At 41.3% G+C, this 16,991-nt stretch carries 8 protein-coding genes and 1 CRISPR repeat array; of the genes, 3 read left to right on the top strand and 5 right to left on the bottom strand.

Annotated elements, in window-relative coordinates; all coding sequences use genetic code 11:
- Nucleotides 1-102 precede the first annotated feature (102 nt).
- On the bottom strand, nucleotides 103-1,368 hold the full coding sequence (gene serS, locus ACZBKJ_RS00210) for a serine--tRNA ligase (protein WP_463198876.1): 1,266 nt from the start codon (nucleotides 1,366-1,368) through the stop codon (nucleotides 103-105).
- 192 nt (nucleotides 1,369-1,560) lie between these two features.
- On the opposite strand from serS, the gene ACZBKJ_RS00205 reads away from it, so the two are divergent.
- From ACZBKJ_RS00205 to ACZBKJ_RS00195, 3 genes are all read left to right on the top strand, one after another.
- Nucleotides 1,561-2,223, top strand: a complete 663-nt coding sequence (locus ACZBKJ_RS00205; RefSeq protein WP_463198875.1) for a YcxB family protein — start codon at nucleotides 1,561-1,563, stop codon at nucleotides 2,221-2,223.
- A gap of 129 nt (nucleotides 2,224-2,352) precedes the next feature.
- The gene (locus ACZBKJ_RS00200) at nucleotides 2,353-2,787 is read left to right on the top strand and encodes a Dps family protein (protein WP_463198874.1); all 435 of its coding nucleotides are present in this window, start codon (nucleotides 2,353-2,355) and stop codon (nucleotides 2,785-2,787) included.
- 150 nt (nucleotides 2,788-2,937) lie between these two features.
- On the top strand, nucleotides 2,938-3,546 hold the full coding sequence (locus ACZBKJ_RS00195; protein ID WP_463198873.1) for a DUF2062 domain-containing protein: 609 nt from the start codon (nucleotides 2,938-2,940) through the stop codon (nucleotides 3,544-3,546).
- Between the two features lie 37 nt (nucleotides 3,547-3,583).
- On the opposite strand, the gene lolD is transcribed toward ACZBKJ_RS00195, so the two are convergent.
- The 4 genes from lolD to ACZBKJ_RS00175 all read right to left on the bottom strand — a co-directional run bounded on the left by lolD (nucleotide 3,584) and on the right by ACZBKJ_RS00175 (nucleotide 16,970).
- Nucleotides 3,584-4,258, bottom strand: coding sequence for a lipoprotein-releasing ABC transporter ATP-binding protein LolD (gene lolD, locus ACZBKJ_RS00190; RefSeq protein ID WP_463198872.1), 675 nt, complete (start codon nucleotides 4,256-4,258; stop codon nucleotides 3,584-3,586).
- 9 nt (nucleotides 4,259-4,267) lie between these two features.
- Complete coding sequence (locus ACZBKJ_RS00185) at nucleotides 4,268-5,506, bottom strand: lipoprotein-releasing ABC transporter permease subunit (protein ID WP_463198871.1); 1,239 nt, start codon at nucleotides 5,504-5,506, stop codon at nucleotides 4,268-4,270.
- A gap of 101 nt (nucleotides 5,507-5,607) precedes the next feature.
- Nucleotides 5,608-6,627, bottom strand: coding sequence for a tRNA dihydrouridine synthase DusB (gene dusB, locus ACZBKJ_RS00180; RefSeq protein ID WP_463198870.1), 1,020 nt, complete (start codon nucleotides 6,625-6,627; stop codon nucleotides 5,608-5,610).
- Nucleotides 6,628-6,994: 367 nt separating this feature from the next.
- Nucleotides 6,995-15,717: direct repeats of the CRISPR family, unit length 32 nt; unit sequence GCAGCTACCTGCGGGTAGCTGTGTGTTGAAAC.
- Between the two features lie 74 nt (nucleotides 15,718-15,791).
- A complete protein-coding gene (locus ACZBKJ_RS00175) occupies nucleotides 15,792-16,970 on the bottom strand; it encodes a ribonuclease D (protein ID WP_463198869.1) in 1,179 nt (392 codons plus the stop codon).
- Nucleotides 16,971-16,991 lie beyond the last annotated feature (21 nt).

Genomic DNA, 16,991 nt, shown 5'->3' with positions numbered 1-16,991 from the left:
AAACGCCCTGATTAACTCACCTGCACTTAACTCTCCACCTAGATAGGAAGTGATAGGCGGAGAATTGACATGATAAGTTAAATTTTTACCAAGGATACATAATCAAGAAAGCACTTTGACACCGCCCATATATGGCTGCAATACCTTAGGAATATTAACCGTGCCATCCGCATTTTGATGATTTTCCAAAATAGCAAGTAATGTCCGCCCTACCGCAAGCCCTGAACCATTGAGTGTGTGCACCAACTCAATTTTTTTACCGTCTTTAACACGAGCCAACATACGTCTTGCCTGAAAATCACCACAATTTGAACAACTGGAAATTTCACGATAAGTATTTTGGCTAGGTAACCATACTTCGATATCGTAAGTTTTTACTGCACTAAAGCCCATATCACCTGTGCATAATGCCACAACTCGATAAGGCAGCTCCAAAGCTTGTAAAATACTTTCAGCTTGAGCAGTCATCTCTTCTAGCGCCTGCATGGACGTTTCAGCTTTAACGATTTGCACCATCTCCACCTTTTCAAATTGATGTTGGCGAATCAATCCTCGTGTATCACGCCCTGCACTACCTGCCTCACTACGAAAACAAGGTGTGTGTGCGGTTAGTTTGATGGGTAGTTCTTTTAACTCTATAATTGCATCACGAACTGTATTAGTCAAAGGAACTTCTGATGTTGGAATTAAATAATAGTCTTTATCACCACGCAGTTTAAATAAATCTTCTTCAAATTTTGGTAACTGCCCTGTTCCTTGCAAACTATGATTATTCACCATATAAGGCACATACATTTCAGTATAGCCTGCTTGGATGTGGGTATCTAACATAAATTGAATCAATGCACGATTTAATCTTGCCAGACCGCCTTTTAACACGCTAAAACGTGAACCAGTTAATTTAGCAGCCAACTCAAAATCAAGCAATCCCAAACCCTCGCCAATGTCTGTATGGTCTTTTATTTGAAAATCAAACACTCTTGGCGCACCCCATTTTCTAACTTCAATGTTGTCATTTTCATCTTGACCCACAGGTACACTATCATCAGGTAAATTAGGAATGGCAAGACTTTGAGTAATAATAATGGACTGCAGTTCTTTTAATTCATTTTCAGCCACTTTCATGGATTGGCTAACCACTTCCATTTGTTGCAATAGTTCTTCAGCATTTTGTCCATTGCGTTTTAATTCGCCAATTTTTTTTGCACCTTGGTTTTTTTGGGCTTGCAAATCTTCGGTTTTTATTTGTAAGGATTTACGGCGTTGTTCTAAATCTTGCCAAAAATCAATGTCAAGCTGATAACCACGAGTGACTAGTTTGGCTTGTAAATCACTTAAATCACCACGCAATAATTTGGGGTCTAACATAATTTGCCCTTGAAAAAAATTTGTTCTTAAATTAAGTTTTTAAAGTGGTTTATAATACCAAAAAGCACCATAAATTTCAGCTGATTTTGGTGATTTTTATATTTAATCGGAAATTTTTAGTTTTTTGGTTTATTTTTGTGAAATATTTGGGTAAGATAGGCAAATTCATTGTGTTTATTTTTGTGGTTTTTTATGAAAAATAAAAAAGAAGGTCTTTATCCTTATACCCTACAGCCCATTGCTTTAAATATGACGGATGGCGAATTTAAATCTGCTCAACTTGCACTTTTTGAAAAAAGCGCCAGCACTTATAATATCAAATCACTACGCACCAAAGAATGGATTGTTATTGGGATTACAATTATTTTAGCAATTTGTGGACTGATTTTTTTGCAAGGCTATTCAACCATTATTTTTTGGTTAATGTTGATTGGTGTGGTTGTCTATCTTTTGCTTAGAACACTTGGATTAAAATGGTACATGAAACGCGAATTTGAAAAACAAGTTAGTGAACTTAAAATTCCTGATGAAATGTATCAATTAAAACTTGGCGTGCAAAGTCATGGGCTTATTATGGCAATTCCTGCTAGCACTGACCGATTAACAAATCTACAAATGCGCGGCATGAATGTTCGACAAGCGCCCATGCAACAAGGGGTTATCGCTTGGTCGGCGGTGACATCTTGGGATGAAACAAACGAATTTTTGTTTGTGATGTTTGAAGCGCACGGTCAAAAAGGCAGTCAAATTATTCCAAAACGCTTGCAAAATCAAGGATTACCCATCCAAACCATCATCAAACATCTAAGTCAAGTAAAAGCTAAAGGCATGGAGGGATTACCTTCTGCAGTTTAATTTAAAAAATTAATTAAATTAATTAAAAAATTATAAATATTCAATTTTACCAATTAAAATAGATTGTTTATACTGTACCTACATAAAGATTTTAAATCGCAACCAAAGCAAACACCCTTAGGAGGGACTATGCAACAATCCATTGATAAATTAAATGTATTACTATCTGGTTATCATGTGTTTTATTTAAATGTACGTGGTTATCATTGGAATGTAAAAGGTGAACACTTTTTCTCATTGCATACTAAATTTGAAGAGCTGTACACTGAGCTACAAAACCAAATTGATGAAATTGCTGAACGCATTCTAACGCTTGGTGGCACACCCCTACACGCTTATAGCGACTATGCGGCATTATCTAACATCCAAGAACACAAAAATTCGTTTGATGGACGTGAATGTGTAAGTGGCGCAATCAAAGGTCTGGAGTCGTTAATTGCCGAGCAAAAAGCATTGATTGTGATTGCTGAAGAAGCAGGCGACCAAAATACTGCTGATTTGCTTTCAAACTACACCAGTGGTCAAGAAAAACATCTGTGGATGTATAAAGCATTTCTTGGTTAATTTTTTAATTCAAAGCAATTTTTTAAAACCCTTGAAGAGATCATCAAGGGTTTTTTATGATAAAAAATTAACCACTTAGCAAATAAAAACATTAAAATAAAGCTGTTTTTTGCTATAATTAAAAGTTGTTTTTTTAATATTTGTTTTTTTATGCCAAAACAGCGTCTAAAAGCATGGCTACCCACTCCAGAAAAATTACACCAAAACCGAATTGTGCGTTGGTTTGCACCTTTTTTGGCGGATGCTCGCCTGTGGCACATGAACCGAAATTCGCTTGGAAAAGCGGTGTATATTGGTGTTTTATGCGCTTTTTTCCCTTTGCCAGGTCAAATGCCACTCGCAATTATTGGCGCACTATTATTTCGAGCAAACGTACCAATGGCAATTGCCCTGACGTGGCTAACCAACCCCTTAACCACCATTCCTATTTTTTGGGCTGCTTATTGTGTGGGTGCTTTTTTACTTGGTGAGCCACTGATTGGTTTTCGAACGGTTGGTATTTTTGTATCAGAACTGACCAAATGGCTATCGGGAAATGGTTACAATGCTCATATTTTGACACAATTTTCACTACCTGCGTTTGGGCTTGGACTTGTGATTTTTGCAATTGTTACCAGTATTATTGCAGGAATTTTATTTCGGATTGTTTGGCAATATTATATTTTGATTGATTGGCGTAAGCGTCATGGTTACAACGCTAACGCCCCAAAATTTAGCAACCAAAAAAATCGTAAAAGTGATGATGATTTTTCGATTTAGTATAATTTTTTAGATTAAACTTCTTAAATGTAATCTGTCACTGCCATTGTCCACTTTTCATGACCAGCATTCTGTCAGCTTTTTTTGCCAATGCTTTATCGTGTGTTACCATCAAAAGTGCCATACCAAATGTGCTTTGCAGCTCTGATAATAACTCAAAAACTGCATGGGCATTTTCATCATCCAAATTGCCTGTTGGCTCATCCGCCAAAACCAATGCAGGCTTGGTAACTAAAGCCCTAGCAATAGCCACTCTTTGACGCTCCCCGCCTGACAATTCACTAGGGCGATGATGGCTTCGATGCGCCAGTCCAACTTTTTGCAACAGTTCATTTGCCAGCTCTTTAGCTTCTAAAATTGAAACATTTTTTCTCATCAAAAGTGGCATCGCAACGTTTTCAGTTGCGGTAAACTCCGCCAAAAGATGATGGAATTGATAAATAAAACCTAGATACTGGTTTCTTAATTCACCACGCTGAGTTTCATTTAATTGATTAAGACAAACACCCTTTAACCAAACTTCACCTGTAGTCGGCGTATCAAGCCCGCCCAACAAATGCAAAAGCGTACTTTTGCCAGAACCGCTGCTACCAACGATAGCAACACGCTCGCCTGCCTGAATTGTTAAATCCAGACCCAACAAAACTTCAGTTTTAATTTTGCCTTCATCGTAAATTTTACTAATGCTTTTTGCTTCTAAGATTGCATTCATTCTTTATCCTTATTCATAACGTAATGCTTGAGCAGGTTGAACTTTTGAAGCACGCAGTGCGGGATAAATTGTCATCAAAAAAGACAACAAAAATGAAATACTCACAACCAACAAAACATCCAAAACTTTTACCTGTGATGGCAAATAATCCACAAAATACGCATTAAATAGCCCCAACCCCAATGTATTGTTTACCCAATTGAGTAAGTCGCTGACTGTTAAAGAGAAGGTAACCCCTAAAATTGTTCCAAGCACCGTACCAACAACACCAATAATCATGCCTTGCACGACAAAAACCTGTGTAATCAATTTAGGGGAGGCGCCAAAGGTTTTTAAAATGGCAATATCAGCCTTTTTATCGGTTACCAACATAATCAAACTAGACACAATATTAAAAGCCGCTACCAAAATAATCAGAGATAGCAGCAATGCCATCATGGTTTTTTCCATTTGAATTGCAGAAAATAAATTACCATGGGTTTGTTTCCAGTTATCTGAGATTAATCTATCTGGGTCAATGGACTGAGCTTTATCAGCGGCGATTGGTGCATAAAAAATATCATTTAATTTTAAGCGAATGCCTTGAGCGCCTTCTGGTAGTCTCAACAAAACACCCGCATCACGCATCGCAACATAACCTGTTAAACTATCTAATTCAGGACTAATATTAAAAATCCCCACCAAAGTAAAACGTTTAAATCGTGGAATAACCCCCGCTGGTGATGGTGATGCTTCAGGTAACACCAAGGTTACTTTATCGCCTAATTGCAAATTCATGTTATCAACCATGCTTTTACCCAGAACGATTCCGAATTCACCTTCTTTTAAATTGTCAATATCACCTGCCAACATATGTTCATTGATAATAGAAACTTTTTTTTCGTATTCAGGTTCGATGCCAGATACCACCACGCCTGAAACTTGACCATAAGCAGTAATCATGCCTTGTAACTGAATAAATGGCGCAACTGCCTCAACATTTTTATCATTTTGTTGAATCTTTTCTCCAAGAGACTTCCAATCAGCAATAATCTCTGGCGACAACACTGAAGCTTGAGATACGGTGCCCAAAATACGAGTTTTTAGCTCCCTATCAAACCCATTCATCACAGAAAGCACTGTAATCAGGACCGCTACGCCCAACGTCAGTGCAATAATAGAAATCAGTGAAATAAAAGAAATAAAGCCATTTTTATGTTCAGCTTTGGTATAGCGAAGCCCAATAAATAAAGCAAGAGGACGAAACATGAACTATCTTTTTTCCTAAAAAAATTTACCATAGTTTACACTATTTACACTCATTGCGGGCAAATTTTTATCCTAATGTTATTAATGATAAATTTACTGATTTATTCATTTATTGATACAGTATTAAAAAACTGCTCTACCACCATAAATTGTTCTTTTGTGGTTTCTTTGTGATACATAGCCTGACGAAAAGCAGCTGAGTTGGGTAGACTGCCTGTATACCATGCAATGTGTTTTCTAGCAATACGGCAACCTGAATACTCTCCATAAAAACGATATAATTCATCAAGATGCGTCAAGACGACTTCTTTTAATTCATTAATTGTTGGTTTTTTAGGCAATTTTCCAGTTTGTAAATAATGATGAATCTCCCTAAAAATCCAAGGCTTTCCTTGTGCTGCCCTTCCTATCATTACCGCATCAGCACCCGTTATCTGCTGAACATTGACTGCTTTTTCAGCACTGTCAATATCACCATTAACAATCACAGGAATGTTTATCAATTTTTTAACCTTGGCAATCAATTCATAACGAGCACTACCATGATACATATCTTCTCTAGTTCTGCCATGAATGGTAATGGCACTAATACCTGCATTTTCTGCAATTTTAGCAACTGTTAAAATGTTCTCTTTGCCATTTTCATAGCCTAGACGCGTTTTTAAAGTAATGGGTACATCAATTGCTTTAACAACTTCATTAAGTAACTTTTCCACCAAAGGCAAATCGGCTAATAAAGCAGAACCTGACAATTTTTTACATACTTTTTTGGCAGGACATCCCATATTGATATCAACCATTTGCGCCCCGTTTTCTACTTGAAAACGCGCTGCTGCAACCAATTTATCAACATCTGCTCCTGCAATTTGAGCAGAAATAGGTGCAATCTCTCCTGTAAAATCAGCACGATACAATGATTTTTTACGCGCATAAAGCGCCGTATCTGCAATAATCATTTCACTGATGGCATGCCCTGCCCCAAAATTTCGACACAGTCTTCTAAAAGGATTATCTGTAACCCCCGCCATCGGTGCAAGTATCAAGCGATTGTCGATTTTTAAGCCTCCAATGTACAAAGGCTTAAGTAAATCATGTTGGTTTTTTATTAAGTTTTTTGTCATGTGGTATAACTTTACATAATTTGGTATAATTAACTATTTTAGCTTATTAAATAAGCTTAAGCGACAAATGATTTAATTAATTTAAAAAGTAAGCATTAATTTACAATGTACTTACTAATTTGTTTTATTTCACCAATCATAATAAGTGTTGTAACAAGCCTTCATCAAATAAATTTATCAATCGCTAACCCGTGGTTGTCATCAAAAATACAGTAAATTAGCGATTTTTATAATCATTTTTAAATCAATAACTTATCATTTTGTTTTTACAAAAAATTTATGTTATACTTCAAAAACTCTCTTTATAAATAGCTTTAGCGAATTTAGGCTGTCAAAGCCTTACTTGGCAAGGTCTAGAAACGAGGGAGCAGCTACCTGCGGGTAGCTGTGTGTTGAAACTTGAAAATTATCATCAGATGCACCGCCGAAAATTAGCGCAGCTACCTGCGGGTAGCTGTGTGTTGAAACTATGTCCCAATGGTCGGATCTAGAACCATCAGCAGCAGCTACCTGCGGGTAGCTGTGTGTTGAAACTAGCTTGTCAATACTTTTTAAAAATTTTTTAAATGCAGCTACCTGCGGGTAGCTGTGTGTTGAAACTTTACAAAGGGTGTTGAGTCCTTGCAGGGCAAGGGGCAGCTACCTGCGGGTAGCTGTGTGTTGAAACATCAATTAATTTGTCTAATTGGGCTTTATAATCAGGGCAGCTACCTGCGGGTAGCTGTGTGTTGAAACTTAAAAACGTGTTGCTATTATGAGTGCTTCGCCATGCAGCTACCTGCGGGTAGCTGTGTGTTGAAACGCTATATATAGCTGCTAAAAATCGCTGCTATGCGCAGCTACCTGCGGGTAGCTGTGTGTTGAAACAGGGCTGTTTATCAAATTGTTAAATAGTAGGTCGGCAGCTACCTGCGGGTAGCTGTGTGTTGAAACTACATTTCAATTGGTAACGATAGATTACTCAAATCGCAGCTACCTGCGGGTAGCTGTGTGTTGAAACCAATGACTTACAAGATTTTGTCCAAATATCCTAAAGCAGCTACCTGCGGGTAGCTGTGTGTTGAAACTCTTGGTTAGGTTGATGCAGATTAGAAATAATCTGGCAGCTACCTGCGGGTAGCTGTGTGTTGAAACAAGCTGTGATACAAAACGTGCAAACCCTTGATTTGCAGCTACCTGCGGGTAGCTGTGTGTTGAAACTATATATAGTAGTGACGCGGTGGTGTTTATATAAGGCAGCTACCTGCGGGTAGCTGTGTGTTGAAACTTACTGCGTTATGTTATAGCATATACCAAAAAATGCAGCTACCTGCGGGTAGCTGTGTGTTGAAACAGCAGCTCGGAAGTCAGGAACGGAAACAACGCTCAGCAGCTACCTGCGGGTAGCTGTGTGTTGAAACTTGCCGGGAAGCATGGGTTGGTATCTCACCACGGCAGCTACCTGCGGGTAGCTGTGTGTTGAAACTATATCCATATCACCCCCAAAAAGGGTGATAAAGTGCAGCTACCTGCGGGTAGCTGTGTGTTGAAACTAAAATACGGCTTGGCATATACTCCATGCCACAAGCAGCTACCTGCGGGTAGCTGTGTGTTGAAACTTGATGACTATTATATAGATTCAAATTTGTTTGTGCAGCTACCTGCGGGTAGCTGTGTGTTGAAACTTAAAAACGCTGTTGACGCTAGACGCGGCAAGGGTGCAGCTACCTGCGGGTAGCTGTGTGTTGAAACTACGATACAGATTTTGACGTTAATTACGTGAACGGGGCAGCTACCTGCGGGTAGCTGTGTGTTGAAACAAAACCTAACCGCATTTAAGCCTAGCCCAATTAACGCAGCTACCTGCGGGTAGCTGTGTGTTGAAACCGTACATGAGCCTTGTATCTATCCCTGATTTCCGTGCAGCTACCTGCGGGTAGCTGTGTGTTGAAACTACAATAGACGTTGACCCCTTGTGCGGCAAGGGTGCAGCTACCTGCGGGTAGCTGTGTGTTGAAACAATCGGTAATGATAGATTATCTAAATCATCATTAGCAGCTACCTGCGGGTAGCTGTGTGTTGAAACTATAAAATTTTTGATTATTTTATTAAGTCATTGATGCAGCTACCTGCGGGTAGCTGTGTGTTGAAACTTAAAAAAATTTGATAAAAAGTGTTGAAGCTAGATGGCAGCTACCTGCGGGTAGCTGTGTGTTGAAACAACCACGACCTAGACACAAATTTTGTGAGCGGTCGCAGCTACCTGCGGGTAGCTGTGTGTTGAAACACAAGTAAACGGGGCGATGTCGTTGTCAGTTAGATAGCAGCTACCTGCGGGTAGCTGTGTGTTGAAACTTTTTGGATGTCTTCGCAAATTGTTAAAATATCAAGCAGCTACCTGCGGGTAGCTGTGTGTTGAAACAAAGTCTAACCATGTTTAAGCCTAGCCTGATTAAGCAGCTACCTGCGGGTAGCTGTGTGTTGAAACAGATTTTTAATCATCTTTGCGTTGTTTATGTTGCTGCAGCTACCTGCGGGTAGCTGTGTGTTGAAACTATAATAGTCATCAAGTTGTTAGCGATGAGCTACAAGCAGCTACCTGCGGGTAGCTGTGTGTTGAAACAACCTTTTTAAAATCCGTACCTGTTGCTGAGATGGCAGCTACCTGCGGGTAGCTGTGTGTTGAAACCAGTAGTGAAATTAACTGCTCTTTATCATCAATTGCAGCTACCTGCGGGTAGCTGTGTGTTGAAACCATCATACTGTTTGACACCGTTCACAATGCTATATGCAGCTACCTGCGGGTAGCTGTGTGTTGAAACTTATTATAGGTGTCTAATGGTGTATAACCATTTGCAGCTACCTGCGGGTAGCTGTGTGTTGAAACCCCGTAAAGTGCGTCCATAATCGGGTCAAACCATTGCAGCTACCTGCGGGTAGCTGTGTGTTGAAACCATGCTTTTGACTCGCAAATCAGACGACAAAGCGGCAGCTACCTGCGGGTAGCTGTGTGTTGAAACGCATGCTGATAGCCTTTATCTTTGATAAAGCAGTGCAGCTACCTGCGGGTAGCTGTGTGTTGAAACACAGCTTGATTTTTAAGCGTTAGGGATTGCAGCGTAGCAGCTACCTGCGGGTAGCTGTGTGTTGAAACTTAACTGGATTGCGTATCAAGTACAGAATCCCGGGCAGCTACCTGCGGGTAGCTGTGTGTTGAAACGTCATTATCTGCAAAAATGTAAAGCGTTGGCGATAGCAGCTACCTGCGGGTAGCTGTGTGTTGAAACTGCCTATGCAGGGATGGATATATCGTTGAATGCGCTGCAGCTACCTGCGGGTAGCTGTGTGTTGAAACTGGATTGGTGAAATTATCCACAAAAGGCTTATTGACGCAGCTACCTGCGGGTAGCTGTGTGTTGAAACTGAAAAGCCGTAATTGAAATTATAGCTTTCGGTAGCAGCTACCTGCGGGTAGCTGTGTGTTGAAACTTGTTGCTTATTATATAGTGCGTTTTTCAGCCTGGCAGCTACCTGCGGGTAGCTGTGTGTTGAAACGCCGTGATACAAATTGCGCAAACCCTTGATTTTACGCAGCTACCTGCGGGTAGCTGTGTGTTGAAACTTGAAAATTATCATCAGAAGCACCGCCGAACCGCGCAGCTACCTGCGGGTAGCTGTGTGTTGAAACTAATCTGCATCAACCTAACCAAAGAAGAGGTGACGCAGCTACCTGCGGGTAGCTGTGTGTTGAAACGAAGGTTTAACGACCGACGAGGACGAAGCCGACGAGCAGCTACCTGCGGGTAGCTGTGTGTTGAAACCAGCAGACATTTCCCCCAAATCTGAAGCCCAAGGCAGCTACCTGCGGGTAGCTGTGTGTTGAAACACTAGAACCAATGCTATCGAAACAAAAAGAATTGGCAGCTACCTGCGGGTAGCTGTGTGTTGAAACTATAACTCAAAAAACACCAAAACCCATCGGCACGGAGCAGCTACCTGCGGGTAGCTGTGTGTTGAAACATGGAATACAGACGATAATGCACTATTTGCTGATAGCAGCTACCTGCGGGTAGCTGTGTGTTGAAACTAGATCGTTTTGATGTCAAAGAGGTTGCCTTTGACGCAGCTACCTGCGGGTAGCTGTGTGTTGAAACTATTAAGGTTTCAGGTGTCCATGTATGGGTAACTTCGCAGCTACCTGCGGGTAGCTGTGTGTTGAAACTTAATGTTATTAGAAAAAGTTAATTTTTTGGAAAATGCAGCTACCTGCGGGTAGCTGTGTGTTGAAACATATACACCCCGAACAATTTGCTCTCTTGCAACATGCAGCTACCTACGGGTAGCTGTGTGTTGAAACAATAAAGCAGATATTATTAATAAAATTCATGCCAGCAGCTACCTGCGGGTAGCTGTGTGTTGAAACTGTGCTTATTGTACTTTTTGGCAAAAATTATCCTGCAGCTACCTGCGGGTAGCTGTGTGTTGAAACAAAGAAAAGCTGGATTATGCACGTGGTGTGCGTGAGCAGCTACCTGCGGGTAGCTGTGTGTTGAAACCACCACCACACAAAGACGGCAGAACATCGTACTGGAGCAGCTACCTGCGGGTAGCTGTGTGTTGAAACAACCAAAAGCAGAAAACATCGCTATTGTCCGCTCCAGCAGCTACCTGCGGGTAGCTGTGTGTTGAAACGATGTAGTGCTGCAAGCAGTCCGAATAATAAATCGCAGCTACCTGCGGGTAGCTGTGTGTTGAAACGGGTATTGTTTTTTGATAAATCTGGCGACTTTTGCAGCTACCTGCGGGTAGCTGTGTGTTGAAACAGACGCTTTTAACTGTCTGATGATTTCAGACGCGCAGCTACCTGCGGGTAGCTGTGTGTTGAAACTAAAAATACTTGCACGCTGCAAAAAATAATATATAGCAGCTACCTGCGGGTAGCTGTGTGTTGAAACAACATTACCCAAGCGCCGGACTTTGGGCAAGATGGCAGCTACCTGCGGGTAGCTGTGTGTTGAAACATAATAATCAATGATATGGTACTCATCGCCAACTTGCAGCTACCTGCGGGTAGCTGTGTGTTGAAACTGAAAAAACAGCAAGATTATACTTGCGCTTTAATGCAGCTACCTGCGGGTAGCTGTGTGTTGAAACACAATCTGCGGTGGATTAAATTATAATAGGTATGGCAGCTACCTGCGGGTAGCTGTGTGTTGAAACATATATAGCTATTTTTTCGCTGCTGCTTCTGACAAGCAGCTACCTGCGGGTAGCTGTGTGTTGAAACGCTTTGGTGAAGAGCAATATAAAATGCAAAATGAAAGCAGCTACCTGCGGGTAGCTGTGTGTTGAAACAGCAAGAAGGTCGTAAGTGGGGGGTGTGTCTATAAGCAGCTACCTGCGGGTAGCTGTGTGTTGAAACTTTAATGCTACTGTATAAAGGTGTCAAATCATTTGCAGCTACCTGCGGGTAGCTGTGTGTTGAAACATTAACTGACCTACAAATAGACATGGAGCGTAACTGCAGCTACCTGCGGGTAGCTGTGTGTTGAAACAAAAATATATTGACAGCAGCAAAAGCGCTATATATAAGCAGCTACCTGCGGGTAGCTGTGTGTTGAAACACCGAAAAATCGGAAACTAGCAGCAAAAAATACTTGCAGCTACCTGCGGGTAGCTGTGTGTTGAAACAAAAAAATTTGAAAAAATATATTGACAAGCAAATGCAGCTACCTGCGGGTAGCTGTGTGTTGAAACCTTAGTAAAATCAATGACCTGCGCATTTTTGTCCAAAGCAGCTACCTGCGGGTAGCTGTGTGTTGAAACTATAAAATCGGTCAAAAATCACCCAAAAAAACGGGCAGCTACCTGCGGGTAGCTGTGTGTTGAAACATTGGTTAGTCTTGCTATCAATCTATCAATTTCAGCAGCTACCTGCGGGTAGCTGTGTGTTGAAACTGTCTATCAGTGGACGAGACATAACCAACAAATCGCAGCTACCTGCGGGTAGCTGTGTGTTGAAACAATTAGCATTTGTAGTCGTGATTTGAACGATAAGGCAGCTACCTGCGGGTAGCTGTGTGTTGAAACTTAGGGGTTACGAGTGGCGATAGTGCTATCGGTGGCAGCTACCTGCGGGTAGCTGTGTGTTGAAACATGTGATTGCACAACAGTATTATGGGGATAGTAACGCAGCTACCTGCGGGTAGCTGTGTGTTGAAACAAAGACAATGCGTTTACCCTGTGTTGTGATTTGGTTTCAGTCGCAGCTACCTGCGGGTAGCTGTGTGTTGAAACATGATTAGGTCGCGAAAGTTGGCTAACATCTCAGAGCAGCTACCTGCGGGTAGCTGTGTGTTGAAACATAGCTATGTCTCAATGATTTACGTCTAGCGCAGACAGGCAGCTACCTGCGGGTAGCTGTGTGTTGAAACTGTACATGGGGGAGCGTCGGCATGAGTGATTTTTTGCAGCTACCTGCGGGTAGCTGTGTGTTGAAACCTTGTAGGATAATGTTTAGGATAGCTTATTTTTTAATGCAGCTACCTGCGGGTAGCTGTGTGTTGAAACTCGTCCATAAGCATATCTATATCATAGCTTGGATAAGGCAGCTACCTGCGGGTAGCTGTGTGTTGAAACCTAGCTGGGGGTGGTTTTCGGCAGGCAAAAAGTTAGCAGCTACCTGCGGGTAGCTGTGTGTTGAAACAAGGACTTAACACTTTAGTAAAAATTTTTTAAAAGCAGCTACCTGCGGGTAGCTGTGTGTTGAAACAGCCGTTTTTTTGGGTGATTTTTGACCGATTTTACGCAGCTACCTGCGGGTAGCTGTGTGTTGAAACAAGCGAACGTGTGTACACTAAATGAGCGTACACCTGCAGCTACCTGCGGGTAGCTGTGTGTTGAAACGTATGGGCTTGAGCCTCTAGCAATGGATAAATCAAGCAGCTACCTGCGGGTAGCTGTGTGTTGAAACATGTTGCTTATTATATAGTAGCGTTTTTAGCTTGTGCAGCTACCTGCGGGTAGCTGTGTGTTGAAACGTATCACAACAAAAAAATCCGTGATACATTTTTGGAGGCAGCTACCTGCGGGTAGCTGTGTGTTGAAACTGTCTGCCCCAAGCTCGCCCCATAAAGTTACAAGCAGCTACCTACGGGTAGCTGTGTGTTGAAACCCTTGACCCACGCCGAAGCCGATAAAAAGGCAAAGGCAGCTACCTGCGGGTAGCTGTGTGTTGAAACTGATAAGTTGTTTTGTTTGGTTTTGTCATGAGTTGCAGCTATCTGCGGGTAGCTGTGTGTTGAAACTCTAATACCAGAGCTTGCCCTGACACTATCAGCAAAGCAGCTACCTGCGGGTAGCTGTGTGTTGAAACTAGGGCGAAGCTATCAATGCCCCCAACACTGTACTGCAGCTACCTGCGGGTAGCTGTGTGTTGAAACGCACTGTAAAAGTTGCAAATACAAGTTTGTGATTGCAGCTACCTGCGGGTAGCTGTGTGTTGAAACAATAAACTTACCAATAGTAATCATGAAATCTCCGTGCAGCTACCTACGGGTAGCTGTGTGTTGAAACATAGTAAGACTTGGGGTCAATATGATTGGCTAATAGCAGCTACCTACGGGTAGCTGTGTGTTGAAACAACAGAATTAGAAGAAACTACAGTAGAAGAAACTAGCAGCTACCTACGGGTAGCTGTGTGTTGAAACACAAAAAACTCCAATTTTTGGCAAAGCAAAGCCCTGCAGCTACCTACGGGTAGCTGTGTGTTGAAACTGTTGGTAGCTGTACCAAGGAAATCATAGAATGATGCAGCTACCTACGGGTAGCTGTGTGTTGAAACTTTATTGAAAGAGCAAAAAGAAGAAGTAAACCGTCGCAGCTACCTACGGGTAGCTGTGTGTTGAAACATGGTTTGGCTTTTGCCTTGTCTTACATAGCGCGCGCAGCTACCTACGGGTAGCTGTGTGTTGAAACAACGCTTAACATGATTATGCTCCTTCTCCAAAATTGCAGCTACCTACGGGTAGCTGTGTGTTGAAACATTTGACCCACCTTACAGCCCACGCCAAGTTAGGCAGCTACCTACGGGTAGCTGTGTGTTGAAACATAAAAGTAGGTCGGCATATTTCCAATCTTAATCGCAGCTACCTACGGGTAGCTGTGTGTTGAAACATTATTTAACAGCTTGATAAATAGTCATGGGTTGGGCAGCTACCTACGGGTAGCTGTGTGTTGAAACAACCCAGCTTACACCACAGCAGATTGGTGATATGTATGGCAGCTACCTACGGGTAGCTGTGTGTTGAAACTCAGTTTGGGTTAAAGGTTTGCTTGTATTAATACGCAGCTACCTACGGGTAGCTGTGTGTTGAAACCTGCTTTTGGGTCTCAAGTTTTACGGCATAGTCCGCAGCTACCTACGGGTAGCTGTGTGTTGAAACAGCGTTTAACATGATTATGCTCCAAAATTAAAAGCAGCTACCTACGGGTAGCTGTGTGTTGAAACACCAGCAAAATAAAATCGCCAATCTGTGGCAAAAAAGCAGCTACCTACGGGTAGCTGTGTGTTGAAACTTTAAATGCAACACAAGCAGCTATTAAAGCTAGGTGCAGCTACCTACGAGTAGCTGTGTGTTGAAACATTGCAAGCAGCTGCAGCAATCAAGGTGTCATAGACGCAGCTACCTACGGGTAGCTGTGTGTTGAAACTATGCTTGCTGTTTGACCGTTTACAGTGGTTTGGCAGCTACCTACGGGTAGCTGTGTGTTGAAACTACTCCTGCAGCATAGACCGTGCCAGACAACGCAAGGCAGCTACCTACGGGTAGCTGTGTGTTGAAACGGGATTTGCCAAGAAATGTTTATTTTTCGGCAAAAGCAGCTACCTACGGGTAGCTGTGTGTTGAAACTGCGAGCTTGGGTAAAAAAGACCTTGAAAGCCAAGCAGCTACCTACGGGTAGCTGTGTGTTGAAACATATTGGCGTTGGTTTGCGCAAAGTCTTGTTCGGGCAGCTACCTACGGGTAGCTGTGTGTTGAAACTGCATTGTAATTGACATGGCTGTTTAGGCTCACTTGCAGCTACCTACGGGTAGCTGTGTGTTGAAACTATCATGATTAAATAACCAGCCTTTTGTAAACCAAGCAGCTAAAGTGTATTTATTTAGTCTATAATAAGAAAACTTATGATTCAAATCTAATTTGTATTTGTTTTTTATAAGTCATCAGCAGTGGTAAGATTTCACAAACCACCCAATCATAACGATAACCTTGCAAGCCAATACTAACACTGGCGATAGGTAAATCGTAGTACACCAAAGATGTTAATTCATCAATCCAACGACTTTTTAAAAGCAAACATTCAGGAATTCCAGTCTTTTGACTGTATTGCTTAACAATATTATCTATGGCATTTTTAAAATTTTTATTATTATGATAAAAACTAGGCAAAGTGTGTTGTGGTAATTGGGACTCAGGCAAGGATTTGGCGTGGTTAATTTGTTTTAAAATTTCATTGCCATATCGTCGCAAAGTATGACGATTTAATGTGGTTTGTGCTAAATTTTTGATAGTTAAAGGCGATTTTTCAACAATTTCTCGTAAAGCTTGTTTATTGATAATAAAGCTAACAGGCTGATTAATTGATTTAGCAAGTGCTTCTCGCCAAGCCACCAAATTTCTTAAAATTGCCAATTGTCTTGGTTTATAAGAACACGAAATGTAATTTAAATACATTTTATCTAAAGGGGTGTGGTAAGTAGCATGAATGTCTTTAGCAAGTAAATTACTGTCTTCAATCACGCAGGTGTATAACCGACGCTGGTCTAATCTTTTTTTTACATCATGATATAATGCCAAAAGATAACGCACATCATTAACCGCATATTGTTCTTGTTGATTACTTAGGGGGCGAGCCATCCAGTCAGATTTACTTTCTGATTTGTTTAAACAAACACCTAAAAAATCATGGGCGGCTTGACCATAACCAACATGCGTCTGCCCTGTCAAATAAGCAATAGCAATTTGCACATCAAAAATATTAGTTAAAGGTGGACAGCCAGCCAGAAGATAAAAAATCCATAAATCTTCAAAACAAGCATACCAAACCATCATTGGCACTTCAATTAATGCCTGCCATAAATCATGTAAAAATAACTGAGGTGCATCAACCAAATAAATAGCATCACCTGTATTAATTTGAATTAATGCTAAAATAGGATAATAGGTACTACGTCTGATAAATTCGGTATCCAACGCAACAATTTGACTGTTATCAATTTTGTCAATTAATTGATACAAAGTCGCTTCGTTATTGACCCAATAAACAGGTAATTTATCCCATTTTGCTAATTGACCACTCATGATTTGGTAACTGTATTTTGG

The sequence above is a fragment of the Moraxella sp. I5G genome, assembly GCF_055193055.1.
The sequence above is the reverse complement of the archived record's forward strand: the minus strand, read 5'-3'. Positions and strand labels throughout refer to the sequence as shown.